This is a genomic window from Burkholderia sp. AU16741 (assembly GCF_002223345.1).
In the GTDB taxonomy this organism is placed as follows: domain Bacteria; phylum Pseudomonadota; class Gammaproteobacteria; order Burkholderiales; family Burkholderiaceae; genus Burkholderia; species Burkholderia sola.
Genome location: NZ_NKEZ01000005.1, coordinates 359,682 through 380,013 on the forward strand (window position 1 = coordinate 359,682; position 20,332 = coordinate 380,013).

Here is a 20,332-nt window from a genome sequence, read left to right on the forward strand (position 1 = left end):
GGCGCGATACGGGTATGCCCGGACTCGCAGGAAGGGGCAAATGGTGTCACAGGATCGGCGGGAAGTGAAATACATCCCGCTCATATGGGTATGCACCAGCGCAGTGCTGGCGGCCGATGCACGAGTCGGCCGTTAGTTGCACTTTGTGGTCGACGCATCGCCTCATCGGCCGATACCCGTCACGCCGCCGCCCCCTCGTCGACCGCCTTCGCGCCGCCCGTCACGCGGCAGCGCGAACGCGACAGCCCGCGTCCGCTGTGCTAAAAAGACCGGCCGGCCGGCGCGCGCAGCGCCGGCATCATTCCAGGGCCATCCATGTACGTCATCGACATCCACTACACCGCGTCGCTCGAGCGCATCGACGACGCGCTCGAACGCCACCGCGCGTATCTGCAGCTGCAGTTCGACAAGGGCATCTTCATCGCGGCGGGGCCGAAGGTGCCGCGCGAAGGCGGCGTGATCCTCGCGGCCCGCATCGATCGCGACGAACTCGACGCGATCCTCGAAACCGACCCGTTCGTCACCGAGGGGCTCGCCACCTATCGCGTGACGGAATTCCGGATCACGCGCGCCGCAACCGGCTTCGACGTGCCGGCGCTGCCGTAACGCGGCTTCGGCGCGACGCGCGCATGCCGACGCGCCGCCCGGCGGGCAGCGCATGCGCACAACGAAGAGAGAGGGAAAACGTGACGGCGCGAAACGGCCGTCGCGCGAAACGCCGGGCCGCGCGCTCGGCGGCTGCCGGTCAGTCGACCAGCAGCTTCAGGTCGTGGACCCACGGGGCCGGGCCCTGGCCGTCGCGCACGAACAGCCGCAGCTTGCCGTCGCGGTCGAACACGTAGCTCGCGGCCGTGTGATCCATCGTATAGCTGCCGGGCGTCTTGCCGGGCACCTTCGCGTAGTACACGCGGAAATCCTTCGTGACCTTCTTGAGCGCCGCTTCGTCGGCCGGCCGCAAGCCGATGAACGACGGATCGAATGCAGGCACGTACTGGCCGAGCAGCGCCGGCGTGTCGCGTTCCGGATCGACGGTGACGAACAGCACCTGCACGCGCTTCGCGGCATCGGGCCCGAGCTGCTTCAGCGCTTCGGACAGCTCGGCCATCGTGGTCGGGCACACGTCCGGGCAGTGCGTATAGCCGAAGAACATCACGACGGCCTTGCCCTTGAAGTCGGCGAGCGTGCGAACCTTGCCGGTCGTATCGGGCAGCGAGAAGTCGCTGCCGAACTGCGTGTTGCCGGTGATGTCGAGATTCTGGAATTTCGGCGCGTTGTCGCATCCGGCGAGCAGCAGCGCTGCCGTGAATGCGCACGCGAGCATCCAGCCTTGGCGCGCGCGGCGCCCGAACCGTGATGGGAGCATTGCGTTCAAACCGTGCGGTTACACGCCGAGCAGCGGGCGTGCATAGTGATCGACGAGCAGCGCGACAAACAGCAGCGACAGATAGACGATCGAGTAGCGGAAGGCCTTGCGGGCGAGTGCGTCCGAATAGTCGCGATGGATCTTCCACGCATACGCGAGGAACACCGCGCCGAGCAGCACCGCGCTCGTCAGGTAGACGGCCCCGCTCATGCCGGAAATGAACGGCATCATCGTGACCGCGAACAGGATCACCGTATAGAGCAGGATGTGCAGCCGCGTGAACTTCTCGCCGTGCGTGACGGGCAGCATCGGCAGCCCCGCGTTCTCGTAATCCTTGCGGCGATAGAGCGCGAGCACCCAGAAATGCGGCGGCGTCCACACGAAGATGATCAGCACGAGGATCCACGCGTCGCCCGGCACCGCGCCGGTGACCGCGGCCCAGCCGAGCGCCGGCGGCATCGCGCCCGACGCACCGCCGATCACGATGTTCTGCGGCGTCATCGGCTTGAGCAGCAGCGTGTAGACCACCGCGTAGCCGACGAACGTCGCGATCGTCAGCCACATCGTCAGCGGGTTCGTGAACGTATACAGCGTCCATGCGCCGACGCTGCCGAGCACGGCCGAGAACAGCAGGATCTGCGGCGTCGTGATCTCGCCGCGCGCGGACGGGCGCCACGCGGTGCGGCGCATCATCGCGTCGATCTTCTGTTCGACGAGGCAGTTGATCGCGAACGCGGCGCCGGCCAGCAGCCAGATGCCGACGGTACCGCCGATCAGCACGTGCCACGGCACCATGCCCGGCGTCGCGAGGAACATGCCGATCACCGCGCAGAACACCGCGAGCTGCGTGACACGCGGCTTCGTCAGCGCCATGTACTGGGAAAAGCGGCTACCGGGCGATTGGGAGAGGGTGCTTTGCATGGGGACGGTCACGCCGGGGCGGCGTCGCGCGCAGGCTGCGCGACACGGCCGGGGCGGCTTGAAAGGATGCGAAAGTTTAACATGACGACGAGCAGCAGCAGGATCGCGGCCCCGCCGTTGTGCGCAACGGCGACGGGCAGCGGCCACTGCAGCACGATGTTGGTCAGGCCCGTCACGAACTGCAGCAGCACGACCAGCAGCACGCCGTTCGCGGGCCGCCGCAGCGATTCGAAGCGGCGCATCTTCAGCGCGAACGCGACCAGGTAGGCGACCACGACGAACGCGAACGTGCGGTGCGTCCAGTGGATCGCGACCAGCGCATCCTGCGTGATCGCATCGCCGTCCTTCGTCATCCCGAGTGCGCGCCACAGGTGGAAGCCGTGCTGGAAGTCCATCGGCGGAATCCACTGCCCGTTGCAGGTCGGGAAGTCGGTGCACGCGAGCACCGCGTAGTTGGTGCTCACCCAGCCGCCGAGCGCGATCTGCACGACCAGCAGCACGAGCGCCGCGAGCGCGGCCGCACGGTAACGCCCGGCCTCCGGGTCATGCGACGGCAGCGGCGTCTGCCGCGCCGCGAGCCAGCCGAGCGTGCCGAGCAGCGTGAGGCCGAGCAGCAGGTGGATCGTGACGATCACCGGCTGCAGCTTCATCGTGACCGTCCATGCGCCGAACGCGCCCTGCACGAGAATCAGCAGCAAGAGGCTCGTCGGCCACCACGGCGACACGTGCAGCGGGCGGCGGCGCAGCCGCGCGGCCCACGCGATCGCCACCTGCGCGATGATCAGCACGCCGATCGCCATCGCGAAATAGCGGTGGATCATCTCGATCCACGCCTTCGTCATGCTGACGGGCCCGGTCGGCATCGCCTGGTGCGCGGCCGTGATCGCCGCGTGCGCGATGAACGGCGACGACGTGCCGTAGCAGCCGGGCCAGTCGGGGCAGCCGAGGCCCGAGTCGGTCAGCCGCGTGAAGCCGCCGAACATCACCAGGTCGAGGGTCAGGAACGTGGTGATCCACACGAGCTTGCGGAATTTATTGTCGTCGGCCTTCACCCACACGTACGACAGCGGCAGCAGCGCGATGCAGAAGCCGATCAGGCCGAGTTGCAGTAGATACGACATCGGAATGGTGCCTCGTTCTCTCGCCTTAACCGATGCTCGACCACTTCAGCAGCTTCGTCACGTCCGACTTGATCTTGCTGGGATTCGGGTCTTTCGGAAAACGCATCATCAGGTTGCCGTTCGGGTCGACCATGTAGATGTGGTCGCTGTCCTTCGTGCCGGCATCGGCCGGCAGCCACGCGGCCACCGCGGCCGGATCGGCGACGAACCGGCGCGTGTCCGGATACGCGTCCAGCACCTTCTGCGGCACCGCGCCCGCATCGCTGCGCAGCCACACCATCGTGATCCGGTGCCGTTCGCCCGCCTGCGTGACGCGGATCTGGCGCATGAAATAGAGCTTCTTCGCGCACGCGTCGTCGCACGCGCTGCGGTCGGTCATCACGAACAGCCAGACCCCGCGCAGCGACGACAGCGGCACCGTCTTGCCGGTCTCGTCGGTCACCTGCAGATCGGCCGGGATCGGGCGCTGCGGCTCGATCAGCGTGCCGTAGTTCGTCGATCCGCCCTTCGGCTTGATCACGTAATAGGTGAAATACGACGCGATCATCGGCGCGGCGCACACGAGACCGAGCAGCACGAGCATCCAGCGGCCGCGCTTGCGGGCCGCGGGCGAGATCGGCGCGGCGGCCGGACCCTGACGGGAAGATTGCATGGACAAATCAGACCTCTCGAAACGAACCCGCGGCGCCGGCGCCGCGTCCTGGCATGACGCTCACGCGCCGGCCGACTTCTTCGCCGCACGCCGCGCGGCGTACAGGCCGAAGCCGAGCGCGGCCGCCGCCATCGCCCACCACTGAAACATGTAACCGTAATTGCGCTCGACGCCGGTCGTCGCCGCCGGCCAGTCGCGCACGAGCTTGTCGCCGTCGTCGCTCGTCTGCTGGATCACGAACGGCTGCAGCGGCAGCCCGGTTTCCTTCGCGTACGCGGCGACGTCGAGGTTCTGCCGGATCTTCTGGTGCGCGGCCGACCCGCCTTCGCCGAGCTCGAACGCGCGCGACGCGTCGGCGCGCGCGATGCCGACGATCTCGACGTCGCCCGCCGGCGTCGTGAACGGCTCGATCGCCGTGCGATCGACGATGTTGCGCGGCAGCCAGCCGCGGTTCACGAGCACGACGCCGCCGCCCGTGAGTTTAAACGGCATCACGACGTAAAAACCCGGCTGGTCGTTATACGGCCGATTGTCGAGGAACACCGCCTGCTCGGGCAGGAAGCGGCCCTTTGCCCGTACGCGATGAAACTCGATCGACGCGAGCGGAACCGGCTGCGCGCCGAGGTCGACCGGCGCCGCCTGCTCGTAGCGCGCGATGTTCGCCTGCAGCGCTTCCTTCTGGTGCGCGCGGTCGCGCTGCCAGAAACCGAGCCGGATCGTGACGGCCACGACGACGAGGATCAGCAGCGCAGGCAGCCAGCGGATCTTCATCATGCGGCCCACCCGGCGCGTTCGCGAAAGCGAAGTGCGATAATTATCCTCTTCCTTTCGAATTGCCGTCGTCCGGTTCGCGTCATGCACATACTCGTTCCCATCGCCTTCGTCCTCATCATTACCAGCATGGGCTCGGCGCTCTACTTCATGATGCACGACCGCGGCCATACGAAGCGCATGGTCTGGTCGCTCGCCACCCGCGTCGGGCTGTCGGTGTCGCTGTTCCTGCTCATCCTGTTCGCGAACTGGATGGGCTGGATCCATTCGACCGGTTTGCCGATCGGACGTTGATGCCGTCGCCGCGCCGCCGCTGTGACATTTAGCCGCACGGCCGCGCCACCAAGTAAAAGCGCCGCCTGACTGAGTCGCGGCGGCGCCAGGGTGATGTCGCTCGCAGCGTCGCCGCCGCGCCCGCGACACCAATGAAAACGGCCCGCGCATCGCTGCGCGGGCCGTTTTTCCATTTACAGCCAGTAGACGACGACGTACAGGCCGAGCCAGACGACGTCGACGAAGTGCCAGTACCACGCGGCGCCTTCGAATGCGAAGTGATGATCGGGCTTGAAGTGGCCGCGGATCATCCGCACCAGCACCACCGCGAGCATCGTGCCGCCGAGGAACACGTGGAAGCCGTGGAAGCCGGTCAGCAGGAAGAACGTCGAACCGTACACGCCCGAGTTCAGCGTCAGGTTCAGTTCGTTGTACGCGTGGTAGTACTCGAAGCCCTGCAGGAACAGGAAGCAGATACCGAACACGAGCGTCGCGGCCAGCCATGCGATCGCCTTCTTGCGATGATCGTCGCGCAGCGCGTGGTGCGAAATCGTCAGCGTCACGCCCGACGACAGCAGGAACGCGGTGTTCAGCGTCGGGATCGGCCACGGGCCCATCGTCTTGAAGTGACCGGCGAGCGCGGCGGGGCCTTCGTTCGGCCACACGGCGGAGAAATCCGGCCAGATCAGCTTGTAGTCGAGGCTGCCGAGCTGGTGCAGCGCGATTTCACGCGCATAGAACAGCGCGCCGAAGAACGCGCCGAAGAACATGACTTCCGAGAAGATGAACCAGCTCATGCTCCAGCGGTACGACTTGTCGACGTTCTTGCCGTATTGACCGCCTTCCGATTCGGCGATCGCGTCGCCGAACCAGTGATACAGCGTGAAGAGCAACCACAGCAGGCCGAGCAGCGCCGTAAACGGCGCCCAGTCGTGACCGTTGATCCACAGCGCTGTCGACCCGAGCATGACCAGCAGGCCGATGGCCGCGCTGATCGGATGCTGCGACGGATGCGGCACGAAATAGTACGGGGTCTGGTTTTGACCGCTCATGCTTGATTCTCCACTTCAGTCCAATTTGTGTACCGGAAACCGCTCCGGCTTTATTTCTTGCGCGGCGAGACCGCCGCCGCTCTTTCCTGCACGCCGCGCCTTGGCGCAGCGCACCGCATTCTTTCGTGGCCGCACGCCACTAGCCGCGCGCCCTCAACCCACGACCGCACGCACGATCAGGATCAGCACGCCGATGAACACGCCGGCCGCGAGCAACGCGACGATCAGCACGTGCAGCGGATTGAGCTGCGTCGCGTCGGCCTCCAGGTCGCGCCGCTTGCGCACCCCGAAGAACGACCACAGCACCGCTTTCAGCGCCTGACCGAACGTTCCGCTCCGCTTGACTTCCGTCATCGCCCCGTCTCCTTCGTCATGCGTCCGGCTTCGCCGCACCCTGCGCCGCCGCCGTACTGCGCTGCGCCGGTGCCGGCGTGGCCGGGGTATTCAGCTCGAAGAACGTGTACGACAGCGTGATCGTCTTCACGTCCTTCGGCAATTTCGGGTCGATCACGAACACCACCGGCATCTTGCGCGACTCGTTCGCGGTCAGCGTCTGCTGCGTGAAGCAAAAGCACTCGATCTTCTTGAAGAATTCCGTCGCCTGCTTCGGCGCGTAGCTCGGAATTGCCTGCGCCACGACCGGCCGGCCCTGCCCGTTCGTCACGTCGTACACGATCGTCGTCAGTTCGCCCGGATGCACGTCGAGGCTGTTGTGCTCCGGCTTGAACCCGAGCGGCCCGCGCGCGTTCGCATCGAACTCGACCGACACCGTGCGGCTGGTGTCGACCTGCGAGTTCTTCACCTCGCGCTCGCTGACATCGCGCTGCACCAGGTTGTTGATGCCGGTGATCTGGCAGATCGCCCGATACATCGGGATCAGCGCGAAGCCGAAACCGAACATCAGCCCGGCCACGACGAAGAGCTTCACCAGCATCGAACGATTGAACGCGCGATCCACGGCGCCCTCTTCCGGCTTCGACATACGACGACTTCCTCGCTACTGCGTCAGTTACTGCATCAGTGGGTGGACAGCCACCACTGCTTGATCACGACACCCATGAAAAAAACGGCGGCGATGACGAGCAGGGTGAGGCCGAGCCGCTTGTTGCCCGCGCGAATCTGCTCGGGCGTTCGTCTTTCTGATGGATTCCGGGTCATCTGAAACTTCGCTGAAACTTCAGTTCCGCGCCCGCCGCGCCTGCCTGCGCGGCAGGCAGCGGCGGAACGCTCGGCGAAACTTACTCGACGTGCGGCGGTTGCTCGAACGTGTGGAACGGAGCCGGGCTCGGCACCGTCCACTCGAGGCCCGTCGCGCCATCCCACGGCTTGTCCGACGCCTTTTCCAGCTCGCCGCCGCCACGATAGGCCGGCAGCGCGACCGCGAACAGGAAGTACACCTGCGCGAGGCCGAAGCCGAATGCGCCGATCGTCGCCACCTGGTTGAAGTCCGTGAACTGCGCCGGGTAGTCCGCATAGCGGCGCGGCATGCCCGCGAGACCGACGAAGTGCATCGGGAAGAACGTCAGGTTGAAGAAGATCATCGACGCCCAGAAGTGGATCTTGCCGCGCGTCTCGTTGTACATCCAGCCCGTCCACTTCGGCGCCCAGTAGTACCAGCCCGAGAACAGCGCGAACAGCGAGCCGGCCACCAGCACGTAGTGGAAGTGCGCGACCACGAAGTAGGTGCCGTGATACTGGATGTCGAGCGGCGCCATCGCGAGCATCAGGCCCGTCAGGCCGCCGAACGTGAACACGAACAGGAAGCCGATCGCGAACAGCATCGGGGTTTCGAACGTCATCGAGCCGCGCCACATCGTCGCGAGCCAGTTGAACACCTTCACGCCCGTCGGCACCGCGATCAGCATCGTCGCGTACATGAAGAACAGCTGGCCGGTGACCGGCATGCCCGTCGCGAACATGTGGTGCGCCCAGACCATGAACGACAGGATCGCGATCGATGCCGTCGCGTACACCATCGAGCTATAGCCGAACAGCGTCTTGCGCGCGAACGCCGGAATCACCTGCGACACGATCCCGAACGCCGGCAGAATCATGATGTACACCTCGGGGTGGCCGAAGAACCAGAAGATGTGCTGGTACATCACGGGGTCGCCGCCGCCTGCCGCGTTGAAGAACGACGTGCCGAAGTGGCGGTCGAACAGCACCATCGTGATCGCGCCCGCCAGAACCGGCATCACGGCGATCAGCAGGTACGCGGTGATCAGCCACGTCCACGCGAACATCGGCATCTTCATCAGCGTCATGCCCGGTGCGCGCATGTTCAGGATCGTCACGACGATGTTGATCCCGCCCATGATCGACGACGCGCCCATGATGTGGACCGCGAAGATCGCGAAGTCCATGCCCGGGCCCATCTGCGTCGACAGCGGTGCGTACAGCGTCCAGCCGGCGGCCGTCGCGCCGCCCGGCGCGAAGAACGAACCGACCAGCAGCACGGCCGCGACCGGCAGCAGCCAGAAGCTGAAGTTGTTCATCCGCGCGAACGCCATGTCGGATGCGCCGATCTGCAGCGGAATCATCCAGTTCGCGAAGCCGACGAACGCCGGCATGATCGCGCCGAACACCATGATCAGGCCGTGCATCGTCGTGAGTTCGTTGAAGAACTCCGGACGCATGATCTGCAGGCCCGGCTCGAACAGCTCGGCACGGATGCCGAGCGCCATCACGCCGCCCGACAGGAACATGATGAACGAGAACAGCAGGTACAGCGTACCGATGTCCTTGTGGTTGGTGGCGAACAGCCAGCGACGCCAGCCGTGCGGGGCTTCGTGCGCGTGGTCGTCGTGCGCGTGGTCCGCGGCTACGTCGTGCCCGATGCTAGACATGAGAATCTCCTAATGCGAATACGTCGACTAACTCAGCGACACGTCAAGCCGCCGGGCCGATCTCGACACGCCGGGCTTCCTTCGCGTCAGCCCCGCCCGTGATCGTTTCCGGCTTTTTGAGAATAATGTGGTCTTCCGCCACGCCTGCTGCCTTCAGCGCATCGCGCACGGCCTGCGCCCGATGCTTCGCCAGGTCAGCGTTCGCGTCGGCCGAGCCGGTCTTGTCGGTGAAGCCCGACAGCGCGAGCTTCGCGTCCGGATGCGCCTTCGCATAGTCGGCCGCGGCGGCGATCGCCGCCTTCGCGTCGGCCGGCAGCACGCTCTTGCCCGTCTCGAAGTAGATCGTCGACAGCGCGGTCGATGCCGCTGCCGCCGGTTGCTCGGCCGCGCCCGACGCGGCTTGCGCCGGTGCCGAAGCCGCTTCAGCCGGTGCCGTGGCCGCCGTGTCTTCCGGCATCTTGCCGTTGCGTGCGTCAGCCACTTGCTTCGGCTGCAGCAGGTCGTTCTTGTGGTTGCCCCACGAATTGCGTTCGTACGTGACGACCGAAGCGATGTCGAGGTCCGACAGCGACGCCCACGACGGCATCGCGCCCTTGCCGTGCAGCACGCGCTCGACGTGCGCGGCGATCGGGCCGTTCGCGATCGGGCTGCCGTCGATCGCCGGGAATGCGCCGACGCCCTTGCCGTTCACCTGGTGGCAGGCCGCGCAGTTCGCCTTGTAGACTTCCTCGCCGTGCGCGACGAGCTCGGCCATCGTGTAGACCTTGTTCGGATCGACCGCCGCGCTGGCCAGCTTGGCCTTCTGCGCGGTGACCCACTTCGCGTAGTCGTCGTCCGACAGGACTTCGACGACGACCGGCATGTACGCGTGCTCCTTGCCGCACAGCTCGGTACAGAAGCCGCGGAACGTGCCGACCTTGTCGGCCTTGAACCACGTGTCGCGCACGAAGCCGGGGATCGCGTCCTGCTTCACGCCGAACGCGGGCACGTACCAAGAGTGGACGACGTCGTTCGCGGTCGTGATGATGCGGATCTTCTTGTTGACCGGCACGACGAGCGGATTGTCGACTTCCTGCAGATAGGTGTCGGTGATCGGCTTCTTGCCCATCACTTCGTCGCGCGGGGTGGTCAGCGTCGACAGGAAGCCGATGCCCTCGCCCGGGCCCTTCACGTAGTCGTAGCCCCACTTCCACTGGTAGCCGGTGACCTTGATCGTGAGATCGGCGTTCGTCGTGTCCTTCATCGCGACGACGGCCTTCGTCGCCGGCAGCGCCATCAGCACGACGATGACGAACGGCACGATCGTCCAGATGATCTCGACGGTCGTGCTTTCATGGAAATTGGCGGCCTTGTGGCCCTTGGATTTGCGGTGCGCGAAGATCGAATAGAACATCACGCCGAACACGCCGACGAAGATCACCGTACACAGGATCAGCATCATCGTGTGGAGATCGTAGAGCTCCTCGGCGATCTTCGTGACAGGCGGCTGAAAGTTGATCTCGTTGACACGGGGGCCGCCCGGGCTATCACCGACCGCCAGGGCCGCACCGGCAAAGAGCAATCCGCTGCATGCCAGCACGCCCGCGAGGGCTCGCTTGATTGTTTTCATAGCATCCTTACCCAAAATTTCCATTCAAACCCTCCCCCGTCGCAAGCCGCCGGCCTGTTCCGGCCGATGACTGCGCCTCGTCAGCCGCAGCGCCTGAGCGACACGCGCAGTTCGTCGGCGAACTGCGCACGCTTGTACTGCGCGAGATGCTGCCCGATTACGACGGTCTGCCCGCGCGATACCAGCCGAATCGGATCGCGTGGCGTCGCTCCCGGCTCGACCCGCACCCAGCGCGGGTTGAATTCGATCTGCGTGAGCCGCTCCGCATCCATCCGCTCGATCACGAGCCGGTGCGGGAACAGCCTGATGCGCTCGTAATCGACCGCATGGCGAGCATGGATCGCAAATGCGACACCTACCGCCAGCAACTCGATGCCGGTAAAGGGCATGACGAGCCAGGCCCCTCTCCACATCAGCAACGCCGCGATCGCCAGCGAGAAGCCCGCGAGCGACACGTAAAACAGCACGAACTGGCGTGGCGACACCGAACAGTTGCGTTTCATCAGCCAGTCTTCGAGGACCGGTTCGCTGTCCGCCGTCTCCGCCAAAACGCTCGCTGCTTCCATCGCCGCCTCACGCGAATGGCATGCGATGCATGCCTGCATCGGACTCGCCGCCCCGTATTGCGGGGACCCCGGGACGACAAGCTGACGCATTATAGGCGGGTTCAATGGCATCCACAAGCAAGCGCCTATCGCCCGCCAAGCCAAGCGCGACAAGCTTTCCGGCCGTTTTTCCCGCCAATTCGACCCCGCTTTGCGCCGCTAATTTCGGACATAACAAAACCCCTCTTTACCGCTTTACCGATTCTTCGGACGCCCCTTGCCGATGTCCTCGATGCGCACGATGCCGTGCCCTTCCGCGGTCGTGCGCGGCACGGCCTTCCATGCGTGGCCGTAGATCACCTCGAACGTGAGCGGGATCGTGCCGTCCTCGCGCCGGCGCGCGTCCAGCGCGTCGCCGAGCGCCGCGCGAAAGCGGCGCGTCGCGTGCCGCGGCGCCGTGCGCCCGAACGGATAGGCGCCCCAGCGACGCACGTCGGCGAGCAGGGAATCGGGGGATGGGTAGGTGACGGTCAGCACTTCCTGATCCATCACGGGAATCTCGAAGCCGCTCTCGACGAGCATGTCGCCGAGGTCGTGCATGTCGACGAAATCGATCACGCGCGGGGCGGGCGGCGCCACGTCGAGCGCCGCTTCGGCGTCCGCGCAGGCCGCGCGCAACTCGCGCAGCGTGTCCGGGCCGAGCGTGCTGAACATCAGCAGCCCGTTCACGCGCAGCACGCGCTGCCATTCGGGAAAGACGGTATCGGGACGCGAATGCCAGTGAAGCGCGAGATTCGACCAGATCAGGTCGAACGCGCCGCCGGCAAACGGCAGCGCGGCGAAGTCGGCCTGCGCGACGCGCGGGCCGCGCTGGCCCAGCGCCCGGCCGAGCGACGTCGGCAGCCAGCGGCGCCAGGTGGTCTGCTCGACCTCGCGCTGACCGGCCCGCGCGAGCATCGCGCCGGACAGGTCCACGCCGAACACCGGCGCTTCCGGAAAGCGCGCGCGCAGCGCCGGCAGATCGTCGCCCGGGCCGCAGCCCGCATCCAGCACGGCCGCGGGGCTCACCTTGATGTATTCGAGGCGCTCGTTCATCCGCTGCGCAATCTCGCGCGGCAGGAACGCAACCGCATCGAACGTGGCGGCACGGCGGTCGAAGATCCGCCGCAGGCGCCTGGCGTCATTGGCCGGACGGCCGGTTGAAGTCGAAGCTGGGGACATGTCGGGCACACTGGCGAAGAGCCCGAAGTATACTCGCTCGCCTCGCAAGCTTCATTGAGGCGGCATGCCAGGAGTGTTGCGATGGTCCGCGGTTCCGCCGAGCGCACGATGCGCGTCGTTTTGTCGCAGGTTCGCGCGCTGGTCGGGCGCGTTGCCTCGGTCACGTTGCCCAATCGCTGCGCGCTGTGCGGCAATTTGTCACACACCGTGATTTGCGGCGCCTGCGATGCCGCGTACTGGAACGAAGCGCGGCTGCGCTGCGAGGTTTGCGCGGTGCCGCTCGGCGTCGGGCAAGCACGACCGCCCGGTTGCAACCGACCCGGCGCCGGCCGCGCGGCCGCGTACCTGTGCGACGCATGCCGCACCGCGCCGCCGCCGTTCGATGCGACGCTCGCGCTCGCCGATTACCGCGCGCCGCTCGACGGGCTCGCGCGCGGCCTGAAGTTTCACGCACGGCTCGCGCTCGGCGGCGAATTCGCGGCCCGGCTTGCGCGGCTGGTCGACGATACGCGCGGCGCGCGCGGCTTCGACCTCGTCGCGCCGGTGCCGCTGTCGCACCGGCGGCTCGTCGCGCGCGGGTACAACCAGGCGTGGGCGATCGCACGTCCGCTCGCGCGCCGGCTCGGCGTGCCAGCGGACGCGGCCTTGCTCGCGCGCGTCGCCGACACAGCGCCGCAATCGCGGCTCGACCGGCACGCACGGCGCGACAACGTGATGGCGGCTTTCGCGGTGGCAGGTCGCGCCGCCGGCCGCCACATCGCGCTCGTCGACGACGTGATGACGTCCGGCGCGACGCTCGCGGCGGCCGCGCAGGCGCTGAAGGCGGCGGGCGCCGTGCGCGTGACGAATCTGGTTGCGCTGCGCACCGCCAGGGATTAATTAGATAGAGAGGCCGGCCGCCGCACAAGCGGCCGTCACAAACCGGTCGGCCAGGAGCCTGCGCGCGTTGCGCGGCTCCGGCCGGCCCAGCCAAACCGAAACATGTTCAACGTCGTCCTCGTCGCCCCCGAAATTCCGCCGAACACCGGCAACGTGATCCGCCTGTGCGCGAACACCGGCGCGCACCTGCACCTGATCGAGCCGCTCGGCTTTCCGCTCGACGACGCGCGGATGCGCCGCGCCGGCCTCGACTATCACGAGTATGCGCAGATGCGCGTGCACCGCGACTGGGACGCGTTCGTCGCCGCCGAAGCACCCGATTCCGCGCGGATGTTCGCGTTCACGACGCGCGGCTCGGGCCGCTTCCACGATCACGCGTTCCTGCCCGGCGACTGGTTCGTGTTCGGCTCGGAAACGCGCGGCCTGCCCGCCGAGCTGCTCGAACGCTTCCCGAACGAACAGCGCGTGCGCCTGCCGATGCGGCCGGACAACCGCAGCCTGAACCTGTCGAATACGGTCGCGGTGGTCGTGTTCGAGGCGTGGCGCCAGGCCGGCTTCGAAGGCGGCGCCTGACGCGCGCCGGGCGCGGCCCGCGGCGCTGAAGGCGTCAGGTTCGCGCGAGCCGCGCGCGGTACAGGTCGTAGATGTCGGAGGAAAAGCACGCGAATACGACGCGTGCGAGGTTCGGCGCCTGCGCCAGCATTTCGGCGACGGTACCGACCGCGATGTCGACGGCCTCTTGCGCCGGATAGCGGTAGATACCGCAACTGATCGCTGGAAACGCGATCGACGTCGCGGCGACTTCCTCTGCCAACTCGATCGCGCGCCGGTAGCACGACGCGAGCAGATCGGCCTCGCCGCGTGCGCCGCCGTACCAGACCGGCCCGACCGCGTGGATCACGTAGCGCGCCGGCAACCCGTGGCCGCGCGTGAGCTTCGCGTCGCCGGTGTCGCAGCCGCCGAGCGTGCGGCACTCGGCGAGCAGGCCGGGGCCGGCCGCGCGGTGGATCGCGCCGTCGACGCCGCCCCCGCCGAGCAGCGAACCGTTCGCTGCGTTGACGATCGCGTCGACGTCGAGCGTCGTGATGTCGACGAGTTGTGCATCGAGCGTGGTGGAATGGATCTGCAGCATGACACCCTCGCGGAACACCGGAGACGATTCAAGCGTAGTCCGCTTTGGCGCCGCGCGCCCGGCGCAACCGTGCCGGGCGGTGCGTACCGCGCTACTCGGCCCGCGCGTCGCGGCGCAGCAGGCCGCTGACGGCGTCGCGCGGCGCGATCCCGTCGAACAGCACGCCGCACACGGCTTGCGTGATCGGCATTTCGATCGATTGCGCACGCGCGAGCGCCAGCACGGCCTGCGCGCAGCGCACGCCTTCGGCCACATGGCCGAGCGCGCCGAGGATGTCGTTCAGCGTGCGGCCGGCCGCCAGTTGCAGGCCGACCGTGCGGTTGCGCGACAGGTCGCCCGTCGCGGTGAGGATCAGGTCGCCGAGGCCCGTGAGGCCCGTGAAGGTTTCCGCGCGGCCGCCGAGCGCCACGCCGAGCCGCGACATTTCGGCGAGGCCGCGCGTGATCAGCGCGGCGCGCGCGTTCAGCCCGAGGCCGAGACCGTCGGAAATGCCGGTCGCGATCGCCAGCACGTTCTTCACCGCGCCGCCGACCTCGACGCCGACCACGTCGTCGCCCGTATAGATTCGCATCGCGCCGTGATGGAACGCGGCGAGCGTGCGCTCGCGGCATTCGGCCGACGCACTCGCCACCGTCAACGCGACGGGCAGCGACTGCCCGACCTCGCGCGCGAAACTCGGCCCCGACAGCACGCCGTTGCTCTGCTGTTCGGGCAGCTCGGCCGCGATCACCTGATGCGGCAGCAAGTGCGTGTCGGCCTCGAAGCCCTTGCAGACCCAGACGACGTGCGCGGGCACGCAGCCCGCGTCGCGCATCGCGCGGCACAGCGTGCGCAGCCCGGCCACCGGCGCGGCGATCACGCACAGCGCGTCGTCCGCGGCGCCGTGCGCGAGCGCGGCGCCGAGATCGGCGTCGTAGCGCAGCGCATCAGGCAGCGCGATGCCGTCGAGATAGCGGGAATTTTCGTGCCGGGCCTGCAGCCCGGCGATGAGCGCGGCGTCGCGCGCCCACAGAAGCGTGTCGTGCCGCGCGGCCAGATGGCCCGCGAGCGCGGTGCCCCAGGCACCGGCGCCGAGAACGGCTACTTTCATACCCAGCACCGGTCCGAGTGAAACGTCAGTTCAACGTCGTGCCATTCGGCGCGCCTGCCGCGGCGCCGGCCTGCTGCTGAAGCTGCGCGAGACGCTGCTCGTACAGCGCCTGGAAGTTGATTTCGGCGAGGTGGATCGGCGGGAAGCCGGCACGCGTGATCGCGTCGGCGATGTTCGAGCGCAGGTACGGGAACAGGATCGTCGGGCAGGCAATGCCGACGAGCGGATCGAGCTGCTCGTCCGGAATGTTGCGGATGTCGAAAATGCCGGCCTGCTTCGCTTCGATCAGGAACGCGACCTTGTCCTTCACCTTCGCGGTGACGGTGCCCGACACGATGACTTCGAACACGCTTTCCGCGAGGCGGTCGGCCTTGACGTCGACTTCGACTTCAACCGACGGCATGTCCTGCTCGAGGAAAATCGCCGGCGAATTCGGCTGCTCGAGCGACATATCCTTCAGGTAGACGCGCTGGATGTTGAAGAACGGTTGGTTTTCGACGTCGGACATGGTGTTTCCCTAAAAGTGGTGACGGGGCGGCCCGGCTGTTCGCCGGCCGCCACGGATGATTCCTGCGCGCCCAAGCCGCGGCGCGGCCGGCGGCCATTCTGCCCTAATCAGGCCGCTTGCAGAAGCGGCACGAGGCCGCCTTCGCGGTCGAGCTTCGACAGATCGTCGTAGCCGCCGACGTGCGTGTCGCCGATATAGATCTGCGGCACCGTGCGGCGCCCCGTGCGCGTCATCATTTCCTCGCGGCGGGCCGGATCGCGATCGATCAGCACCTTTTCGATCTGCTCGACGCCGCGCAGCTTCAGCAGGCGCTCGGCCTGCATGCAATACGGACACACCTGCGTGCTGTACATCAGAACCTTGTTCACTTCGCCACTCCTTGTTTGACGACCGGCATCCCGGCCTGCTGCCAGGCGGCCACGCCGCCTTCGAGCACGTGCACCTCGGCGTAACCCGCCGCCTCGACCTCGCGCGCCGCCTTCTGCGACTGCTGGCCGTTCTGGCAGACGAGCAGCACCGGGGTGCTCTTGTTCTTCGCGACCTGCGCAATTTTCGCGCCGATCTCGCCCGCCGCGACCTGACGCGCCGACGGCAGGTGGCCGGCGGCGAAATCGGACGCGGCGCGCACGTCGATCACGACCGCATTGCGGCGATTGATGAGCTGCGTCGCCTCCGCGGCAGACAGGCCGCCGCGGCCGCGGCGCAGTGCGGGCCATGCGAGCAGGCCGCCCGAAACCACCAGGATCGCGATAAGGGCCAGGTTGGTGTAATTGGTAAAGAACGTCACGAAATTCCGCCGGAAGAAGAGAAATCGGATGAGGACAATCCCGCCATTATAAAATAACCGCCTTGCGCGATGGCGGGCCCGGTCCGGGTGCCGCGCGACGCGCCCCGCTTCCCTATCACTACCGACCGCAAGATCCATGTACAAACTCGTTCTCATCCGCCACGGCGAATCGACGTGGAACAAGGAAAACCGCTTCACCGGCTGGGTCGACGTCGACCTGACCGAGCAGGGTCGCAACGAGGCCTACCAGGCCGGCGAGTTGCTCAAGGAAGCCGGCTACACGTTCGACATCGCGTACACGTCGGTGCTCAAGCGCGCGATCCGCACGCTGTGGCACGTGCAGGACAAGATGGACCTGATGTACCTGCCGGTCGTCCACTCGTGGCGCCTGAACGAGCGCCACTACGGCGCGCTGTCGGGCCTGAACAAGGCGGAAACGGCCGCGAAGTTCGGCGACGAGCAGGTGCTCGTGTGGCGCCGCAGCTACGACACGCCGCCGCCGGCGCTCGAGCCGACCGACGAGCGCGCGCCGTTCGGCGACCCGCGCTACGCGAAGGTGCCGCGCGAGCAGTTGCCGCTCACCGAATGCCTGAAGGACACGGTCGCGCGCGTGCTGCCGCTGTGGAACGAGTCGATCGCGCCGGCGGTGCGCGCCGGCAAGCAGGTGCTGATCGCCGCGCACGGCAACTCGCTGCGCGCGCTGATCAAGTACCTCGACGGCATCTCGGACAGCGACATCGTCGGCCTGAACATCCCGAACGGCGTGCCGCTCGTATATGAACTCGACGAGAACCTGAAGCCGATCAAGCACTATTACCTCGGCGACCAAGACGCGATCGCGCAGGCGCAGGCCGCCGTCGCGAAGCAAGGCAAGGCGGGCTGACGCCCGGTGCGGCGGCCGGCGGCGGTCCGGCGCGGCGTGCGGGCCCGGCCTCGGCCCGCACGCCGCGCGAACCTTCCCGGCCCTGCCGTGGTCGAACCCGCTTTCGAACCCCGCAGCGCGCCCGGCGGCGCCCCGGCCGGGCCCTCAGCGGCCTTTTCGACGCTTTTCGCGCCGTTCCACTGAGTAATCGGACGAACAGTTATACTTGTCCGCTACATCCCCGCCACCGCCACGCGCTTCCCGACCGCAACAGACTCTCTATGCGAATGAATTTGAAGAACATCGGCCTGATTGCCGCGGGCCTCGCCACGGGCGTGTTCGCCACGCTGCAGGTTTCCGCATCGGCCGAGCAGACCGCCACGGCGCCGCTTCCCCTCGACCAGCTCCGCCTGTTCGCGGAAGTATTCGGGCAGATCAAGCGCGAATACGTCGAACCGGTCGACGACAAGAAGCTGCTGACGGCCGCGATCAAGGGCATGGTATCGAGCCTCGACCCGCACTCGTCGTTCCTCGACAAGACCGACTATGACGAGCTGCAGGAACAGACGAAGGGCCGCTTCGCGGGCCTCGGCATCGAGATCTCGCAGGAAGACGGCCTCGTCAAGGTGATCTCGCCGATCGAGGACACCCCCGCGTTCCGCGCCGGCATCCGTCCGGGCGACCTGATCACGCGCATCAACGACAAGCCGGTGCGCGGCATGACGCTCGACAAGGCCGTCAAGCAGATGCGCGGCGAGCCGGGCACCAAGGTCACGCTCACGATCTTCCGCAAGAGCGACGACCGCACGTTCCCGGTCACCGTCACGCGCGCGATCATCAAGGTCCAGAGCGTGAAGATGAAGATGCTCGATCCGGGCTACGCGTACATCCGCATCACGAGCTTCCAGGAGCGCACGACGCCCGATCTCGCGCAGAAGCTGCAGGACATCGCGCGCCAGCAGCCGAACCTGAAGGGCCTGATCCTCGACCTGCGCAACAACGGCGGTGGCCTGCTGCAGAGCGCGGTGGGCGTGGCCGGCGCGTTCCTGCCGCCGGACTCGGTCGTCGTGTCGACCAACGGCCAGATCCCGGATTCGAAGCAGGTCTACCGCGATACGTACGACAATTATCGCCTGCCGTCCTTCGACGGCGATCCGCTGAAGAACCTGCCGCCCATCTTCAAGACCGTGCCGATGATCGTGCTGACGAACGCGTATTCGGCGTCCGCGTCGGAAATCGTCGCCGGTGCGCTGCAGGATTCCAAGCGCGCGCAGATCATGGGCAAGACGACGTTCGGCAAGGGTTCGGTGCAGACGGTCCGCCCGATGACGGCCGACACCGCGCTGCGCCTGACCACCGCGTACTACTACACGCCGAGCGGCCGTTCGATCCAGAACAAGGGCATCACGCCGGACGTGCCGGTCGATCAGTACGCGGACGGCGATCCGGACGACGTGCTCGTGACGCGCGAGGTCGACTACACGAACCACCTCGCGAACACGCAGGATCCGAACGAGAAGAAGGAACAGGAAGAGCGCGAGCAGCGCCGGCTGGATCAGCTGCGCATTCTCGAGGAGCAGAACGACAAGAAGACGCCGGAGCAGCGCCAGAAGGATCGCGATCGCAAGCCGATCGAGTTCGGCAGCGCCGACGACTTCATGATGCAGCAGGCGCTCAACAAGCTCGAAGGCAAGCCGGTCCAGGAATCGAAGTCGCTGCTCGCCGAGAGCACGACGAAGAGCCCGGCCGCCAAGGCTGCCGCCAGCTCGAAGGCATCGGGCGCGAGCGCCGCGAAGCCGGCTTCCGCACCGAAGCCCGCCTCCGCGCCGAAGTAAGCGCCGGCCGGCATCCAACGGGCCATCGCGGGAAGACCGCGATGGCCCGTTTTTCATGCGCGCCTAAAATAACGAACGTCCGCCCGCCTCGCTCACGCCTGCCCATGAACGACGATCAACTCCTTCGCTACTCCCGCCACATCCTCGTCGACGAAATCGGCATCGAGGCGCAGCAGCGCTTTCTCGACGCGCATGCGATCGTCGTCGGCGCGGGCGGCCTCGGCTCGCCGGCCGCGATGTATCTCGCGGCATCGGGGGTCGGCACGCTCACGCTCGTCGACGCCGACACGGTCGACCTCACGAACCTGCAGCGGCAGATCCTGCACGGGACGGCGTCCGTCGGCCGCAGCAAGGTCGAATCGGGGCGCGACGCGCTCGCGCGGCTGAATCCCGAGGTGACGGTGAACGCGGTCGCGGCGCGCGTCGACGATGCGTGGCTCGACGCGCACGTGCCGCACGCGAGCGTCGTGCTCGATTGCACCGACAACTTCGCGACGCGGCATGCGATCAACCGCGCGTGCGTCGCGCACGGCGTGCCGCTCGTGTCGGGCGCCGCACTGCGCTTCGACGGCCAGATCAGCACGTTCGACTTCCGCGACGCGGCCGCGCCCTGCTATGCGTGCGTGTTTCCGGAAGACCAACCGTTCGAGGAAGTCGCGTGTTCGACGATGGGTGTGTTCGCGCCGACCGTCGGGATCATCGGCGCGACGCAGGCGGCCGAGGCGCTGCGCGTGATCGGCGGCATCGGCAAGACGCTCAACGGGCGGCTGATGATGCTCGATTCGCTGCGGATGGAATGGACGACGATGAAAATCGCGCGCCAGGCCGACTGCCCCGTGTGCGGAGGCCGGCACTGACGCGCGAC

At 67.0% G+C, this 20,332-nt stretch carries 25 protein-coding genes; 7 read left to right on the top strand and 18 right to left on the bottom strand.

What is annotated here, in order from left to right; all coding sequences use genetic code 11:
- The first annotated feature begins 315 nt into the window (after nucleotides 1-315).
- The gene (locus CFB89_RS14850) at nucleotides 316-606 is read left to right on the top strand and encodes a YciI family protein (protein ID WP_089468516.1); all 291 of its coding nucleotides are present in this window, start codon (nucleotides 316-318) and stop codon (nucleotides 604-606) included.
- Between the two features lie 139 nt (nucleotides 607-745).
- Here CFB89_RS14850 and CFB89_RS14855 read toward each other — a convergent pair whose 3' ends face one another.
- From CFB89_RS14855 to CFB89_RS14875, 5 genes are read right to left on the bottom strand one after another with little or no spacing between them, the layout of a single operon-like run.
- A complete protein-coding gene (locus CFB89_RS14855) occupies nucleotides 746-1,363 on the bottom strand; it encodes an SCO family protein (RefSeq protein WP_050014818.1) in 618 nt (205 codons plus the stop codon).
- Between the two features lie 18 nt (nucleotides 1,364-1,381).
- The gene (cyoE, locus tag CFB89_RS14860; RefSeq protein ID WP_050014816.1) at nucleotides 1,382-2,284 is read right to left on the bottom strand and encodes a heme o synthase; all 903 of its coding nucleotides are present in this window, start codon (nucleotides 2,282-2,284) and stop codon (nucleotides 1,382-1,384) included.
- Nucleotides 2,285-2,292: 8 nt separating this feature from the next.
- Entirely contained in the window at nucleotides 2,293-3,405 is a 1,113-nt protein-coding gene (locus CFB89_RS14865; RefSeq protein ID WP_089468517.1) for a heme A synthase, read from the bottom strand.
- Nucleotides 3,406-3,430: 25 nt separating this feature from the next.
- Nucleotides 3,431-4,057, bottom strand: a complete 627-nt coding sequence (locus tag CFB89_RS14870; protein WP_089468518.1) for a cytochrome C oxidase subunit I — start codon at nucleotides 4,055-4,057, stop codon at nucleotides 3,431-3,433.
- A gap of 60 nt (nucleotides 4,058-4,117) precedes the next feature.
- A complete protein-coding gene (locus CFB89_RS14875; protein ID WP_256979683.1) occupies nucleotides 4,118-4,828 on the bottom strand; it encodes an SURF1 family protein in 711 nt (236 codons plus the stop codon).
- A gap of 84 nt (nucleotides 4,829-4,912) precedes the next feature.
- Between CFB89_RS14875 and CFB89_RS14880 the strand changes: the two genes are divergently transcribed.
- Entirely contained in the window at nucleotides 4,913-5,122 is a 210-nt protein-coding gene (locus tag CFB89_RS14880) for a twin transmembrane helix small protein (protein ID WP_089468520.1), read from the top strand.
- A gap of 173 nt (nucleotides 5,123-5,295) precedes the next feature.
- Here the strand turns inward: CFB89_RS14880 and CFB89_RS14885 are convergent, their stop codons facing one another.
- The 8 genes from CFB89_RS14885 to CFB89_RS14920 form a co-directional block, all read right to left on the bottom strand.
- On the bottom strand, nucleotides 5,296-6,153 hold the full coding sequence (locus CFB89_RS14885) for a cytochrome c oxidase subunit 3 (RefSeq protein WP_089468521.1): 858 nt from the start codon (nucleotides 6,151-6,153) through the stop codon (nucleotides 5,296-5,298).
- Between the two features lie 153 nt (nucleotides 6,154-6,306).
- Nucleotides 6,307-6,507 (bottom strand): DUF2970 domain-containing protein, encoded by a 201-nt coding sequence (locus CFB89_RS14890; protein ID WP_011546273.1) that lies wholly within the window; start codon nucleotides 6,505-6,507, stop codon nucleotides 6,307-6,309.
- Nucleotides 6,508-6,523: 16 nt separating this feature from the next.
- Nucleotides 6,524-7,135 carry a cytochrome c oxidase assembly protein gene (locus CFB89_RS14895; RefSeq protein ID WP_089468522.1) on the bottom strand — a complete coding sequence of 204 codons (612 nt, stop codon included), beginning with the start codon at nucleotides 7,133-7,135 and terminating at the stop codon, nucleotides 6,524-6,526.
- A 35-nt stretch (nucleotides 7,136-7,170) separates the two neighbouring features.
- A complete protein-coding gene (locus tag CFB89_RS34915) occupies nucleotides 7,171-7,311 on the bottom strand; it encodes a cytochrome oxidase small assembly protein (RefSeq protein WP_089468523.1) in 141 nt (46 codons plus the stop codon).
- 80 nt (nucleotides 7,312-7,391) lie between these two features.
- A complete protein-coding gene (gene ctaD / locus CFB89_RS14905) occupies nucleotides 7,392-8,999 on the bottom strand; it encodes a cytochrome c oxidase subunit I (protein ID WP_006477731.1) in 1,608 nt (535 codons plus the stop codon).
- A gap of 43 nt (nucleotides 9,000-9,042) precedes the next feature.
- Complete coding sequence (coxB, locus tag CFB89_RS14910) at nucleotides 9,043-10,632, bottom strand: cytochrome c oxidase subunit II (RefSeq protein ID WP_089468524.1); 1,590 nt, start codon at nucleotides 10,630-10,632, stop codon at nucleotides 9,043-9,045.
- Nucleotides 10,633-10,688: 56 nt separating this feature from the next.
- On the bottom strand, nucleotides 10,689-11,213 hold the full coding sequence (locus tag CFB89_RS14915) for a DUF2244 domain-containing protein (protein WP_089468525.1): 525 nt from the start codon (nucleotides 11,211-11,213) through the stop codon (nucleotides 10,689-10,691).
- Between the two features lie 195 nt (nucleotides 11,214-11,408).
- Complete coding sequence (locus tag CFB89_RS14920; protein ID WP_089468526.1) at nucleotides 11,409-12,374, bottom strand: methyltransferase domain-containing protein; 966 nt, start codon at nucleotides 12,372-12,374, stop codon at nucleotides 11,409-11,411.
- Nucleotides 12,375-12,455: 81 nt separating this feature from the next.
- Between CFB89_RS14920 and CFB89_RS14925 the strand changes: the two genes are divergently transcribed.
- Nucleotides 12,456-13,253: a ComF family protein gene (locus CFB89_RS14925; RefSeq protein ID WP_089468527.1), complete on the top strand. Its 798-nt coding sequence runs from the start codon at nucleotides 12,456-12,458 to the stop codon at nucleotides 13,251-13,253.
- Nucleotides 13,254-13,355: 102 nt separating this feature from the next.
- A complete protein-coding gene (gene trmL / locus CFB89_RS14930; RefSeq protein WP_089468528.1) occupies nucleotides 13,356-13,826 on the top strand; it encodes a tRNA (uridine(34)/cytosine(34)/5-carboxymethylaminomethyluridine(34)-2'-O)-methyltransferase TrmL in 471 nt (156 codons plus the stop codon).
- 34 nt (nucleotides 13,827-13,860) lie between these two features.
- Here trmL and CFB89_RS14935 read toward each other — a convergent pair whose 3' ends face one another.
- From CFB89_RS14935 to CFB89_RS14955, 5 genes are all read right to left on the bottom strand, one after another.
- The gene (locus CFB89_RS14935) at nucleotides 13,861-14,385 is read right to left on the bottom strand and encodes an O-acetyl-ADP-ribose deacetylase (protein WP_089468529.1); all 525 of its coding nucleotides are present in this window, start codon (nucleotides 14,383-14,385) and stop codon (nucleotides 13,861-13,863) included.
- A gap of 91 nt (nucleotides 14,386-14,476) precedes the next feature.
- Nucleotides 14,477-15,475, bottom strand: coding sequence for an NAD(P)H-dependent glycerol-3-phosphate dehydrogenase (locus CFB89_RS14940; RefSeq protein ID WP_089468530.1), 999 nt, complete (start codon nucleotides 15,473-15,475; stop codon nucleotides 14,477-14,479).
- Nucleotides 15,476-15,500: 25 nt separating this feature from the next.
- Entirely contained in the window at nucleotides 15,501-15,983 is a 483-nt protein-coding gene (gene secB / locus CFB89_RS14945) for a protein-export chaperone SecB (RefSeq protein ID WP_089468531.1), read from the bottom strand.
- A 107-nt stretch (nucleotides 15,984-16,090) separates the two neighbouring features.
- A complete protein-coding gene (gene grxC / locus CFB89_RS14950; RefSeq protein WP_006477722.1) occupies nucleotides 16,091-16,351 on the bottom strand; it encodes a glutaredoxin 3 in 261 nt (86 codons plus the stop codon).
- Entirely contained in the window at nucleotides 16,348-16,770 is a 423-nt protein-coding gene (locus CFB89_RS14955) for a rhodanese-like domain-containing protein (protein WP_027785516.1), read from the bottom strand. Before CFB89_RS14955 ends, grxC begins: the two co-directional genes overlap by 4 nt.
- Before the next feature lie 136 nt (nucleotides 16,771-16,906).
- Between CFB89_RS14955 and gpmA the strand changes: the two genes are divergently transcribed.
- The 3 genes from gpmA to CFB89_RS14970 all read left to right on the top strand — a co-directional run bounded on the left by gpmA (nucleotide 16,907) and on the right by CFB89_RS14970 (nucleotide 20,324).
- A complete protein-coding gene (gene gpmA, locus CFB89_RS14960) occupies nucleotides 16,907-17,653 on the top strand; it encodes a 2,3-diphosphoglycerate-dependent phosphoglycerate mutase (protein ID WP_089468532.1) in 747 nt (248 codons plus the stop codon).
- Between the two features lie 260 nt (nucleotides 17,654-17,913).
- A complete protein-coding gene (locus CFB89_RS14965) occupies nucleotides 17,914-19,467 on the top strand; it encodes a S41 family peptidase (protein WP_089468533.1) in 1,554 nt (517 codons plus the stop codon).
- Nucleotides 19,468-19,571: 104 nt separating this feature from the next.
- Complete coding sequence (locus tag CFB89_RS14970; protein WP_089468534.1) at nucleotides 19,572-20,324, top strand: molybdopterin-synthase adenylyltransferase MoeB; 753 nt, start codon at nucleotides 19,572-19,574, stop codon at nucleotides 20,322-20,324.
- Nucleotides 20,325-20,332: the final 8 nt, after the last annotated feature.

What these genes read in the sequence shown, in the direction of transcription:
- CFB89_RS14850 (WP_089468516.1), top strand. Translation starts at nt 316, where the DNA reads ATGTACGTCATCGACATCCACTACACCGCGTCGCTCGAGCGCATCGAC.
- CFB89_RS14855 (WP_050014818.1), bottom strand. Translation starts at nt 1,363, where the DNA reads ATGCTCCCATCACGGTTCGGGCGCCGCGCGCGCCAAGGCTGGATGCTC.
- cyoE (WP_050014816.1), bottom strand. Translation starts at nt 2,284, where the DNA reads ATGCAAAGCACCCTCTCCCAATCGCCCGGTAGCCGCTTTTCCCAGTAC.
- CFB89_RS14865 (WP_089468517.1), bottom strand. Translation starts at nt 3,405, where the DNA reads ATGTCGTATCTACTGCAACTCGGCCTGATCGGCTTCTGCATCGCGCTG.
- CFB89_RS14870 (WP_089468518.1), bottom strand. Translation starts at nt 4,057, where the DNA reads ATGCAATCTTCCCGTCAGGGTCCGGCCGCCGCGCCGATCTCGCCCGCG.
- CFB89_RS14875 (WP_256979683.1), bottom strand. Translation starts at nt 4,828, where the DNA reads ATGAAGATCCGCTGGCTGCCTGCGCTGCTGATCCTCGTCGTCGTGGCC.
- CFB89_RS14880 (WP_089468520.1), top strand. Translation starts at nt 4,913, where the DNA reads ATGCACATACTCGTTCCCATCGCCTTCGTCCTCATCATTACCAGCATG.
- CFB89_RS14885 (WP_089468521.1), bottom strand. Translation starts at nt 6,153, where the DNA reads ATGAGCGGTCAAAACCAGACCCCGTACTATTTCGTGCCGCATCCGTCG.
- CFB89_RS14890 (WP_011546273.1), bottom strand. Translation starts at nt 6,507, where the DNA reads ATGACGGAAGTCAAGCGGAGCGGAACGTTCGGTCAGGCGCTGAAAGCG.
- CFB89_RS14895 (WP_089468522.1), bottom strand. Translation starts at nt 7,135, where the DNA reads ATGTCGAAGCCGGAAGAGGGCGCCGTGGATCGCGCGTTCAATCGTTCG.
- CFB89_RS34915 (WP_089468523.1), bottom strand. Translation starts at nt 7,311, where the DNA reads ATGACCCGGAATCCATCAGAAAGACGAACGCCCGAGCAGATTCGCGCG.
- ctaD (WP_006477731.1), bottom strand. Translation starts at nt 8,999, where the DNA reads ATGTCTAGCATCGGGCACGACGTAGCCGCGGACCACGCGCACGACGAC.
- coxB (WP_089468524.1), bottom strand. Translation starts at nt 10,632, where the DNA reads ATGGAAATTTTGGGTAAGGATGCTATGAAAACAATCAAGCGAGCCCTC.
- CFB89_RS14915 (WP_089468525.1), bottom strand. Translation starts at nt 11,213, where the DNA reads ATGCAGGCATGCATCGCATGCCATTCGCGTGAGGCGGCGATGGAAGCA.
- CFB89_RS14920 (WP_089468526.1), bottom strand. Translation starts at nt 12,374, where the DNA reads ATGTCCCCAGCTTCGACTTCAACCGGCCGTCCGGCCAATGACGCCAGG.
- CFB89_RS14925 (WP_089468527.1), top strand. Translation starts at nt 12,456, where the DNA reads ATGGTCCGCGGTTCCGCCGAGCGCACGATGCGCGTCGTTTTGTCGCAG.
- trmL (WP_089468528.1), top strand. Translation starts at nt 13,356, where the DNA reads ATGTTCAACGTCGTCCTCGTCGCCCCCGAAATTCCGCCGAACACCGGC.
- CFB89_RS14935 (WP_089468529.1), bottom strand. Translation starts at nt 14,385, where the DNA reads ATGCTGCAGATCCATTCCACCACGCTCGATGCACAACTCGTCGACATC.
- CFB89_RS14940 (WP_089468530.1), bottom strand. Translation starts at nt 15,475, where the DNA reads ATGAAAGTAGCCGTTCTCGGCGCCGGTGCCTGGGGCACCGCGCTCGCG.
- secB (WP_089468531.1), bottom strand. Translation starts at nt 15,983, where the DNA reads ATGTCCGACGTCGAAAACCAACCGTTCTTCAACATCCAGCGCGTCTAC.
- gpmA (WP_089468532.1), top strand. Translation starts at nt 16,907, where the DNA reads ATGTACAAACTCGTTCTCATCCGCCACGGCGAATCGACGTGGAACAAG.
- CFB89_RS14965 (WP_089468533.1), top strand. Translation starts at nt 17,914, where the DNA reads ATGCGAATGAATTTGAAGAACATCGGCCTGATTGCCGCGGGCCTCGCC.
- CFB89_RS14970 (WP_089468534.1), top strand. Translation starts at nt 19,572, where the DNA reads ATGAACGACGATCAACTCCTTCGCTACTCCCGCCACATCCTCGTCGAC.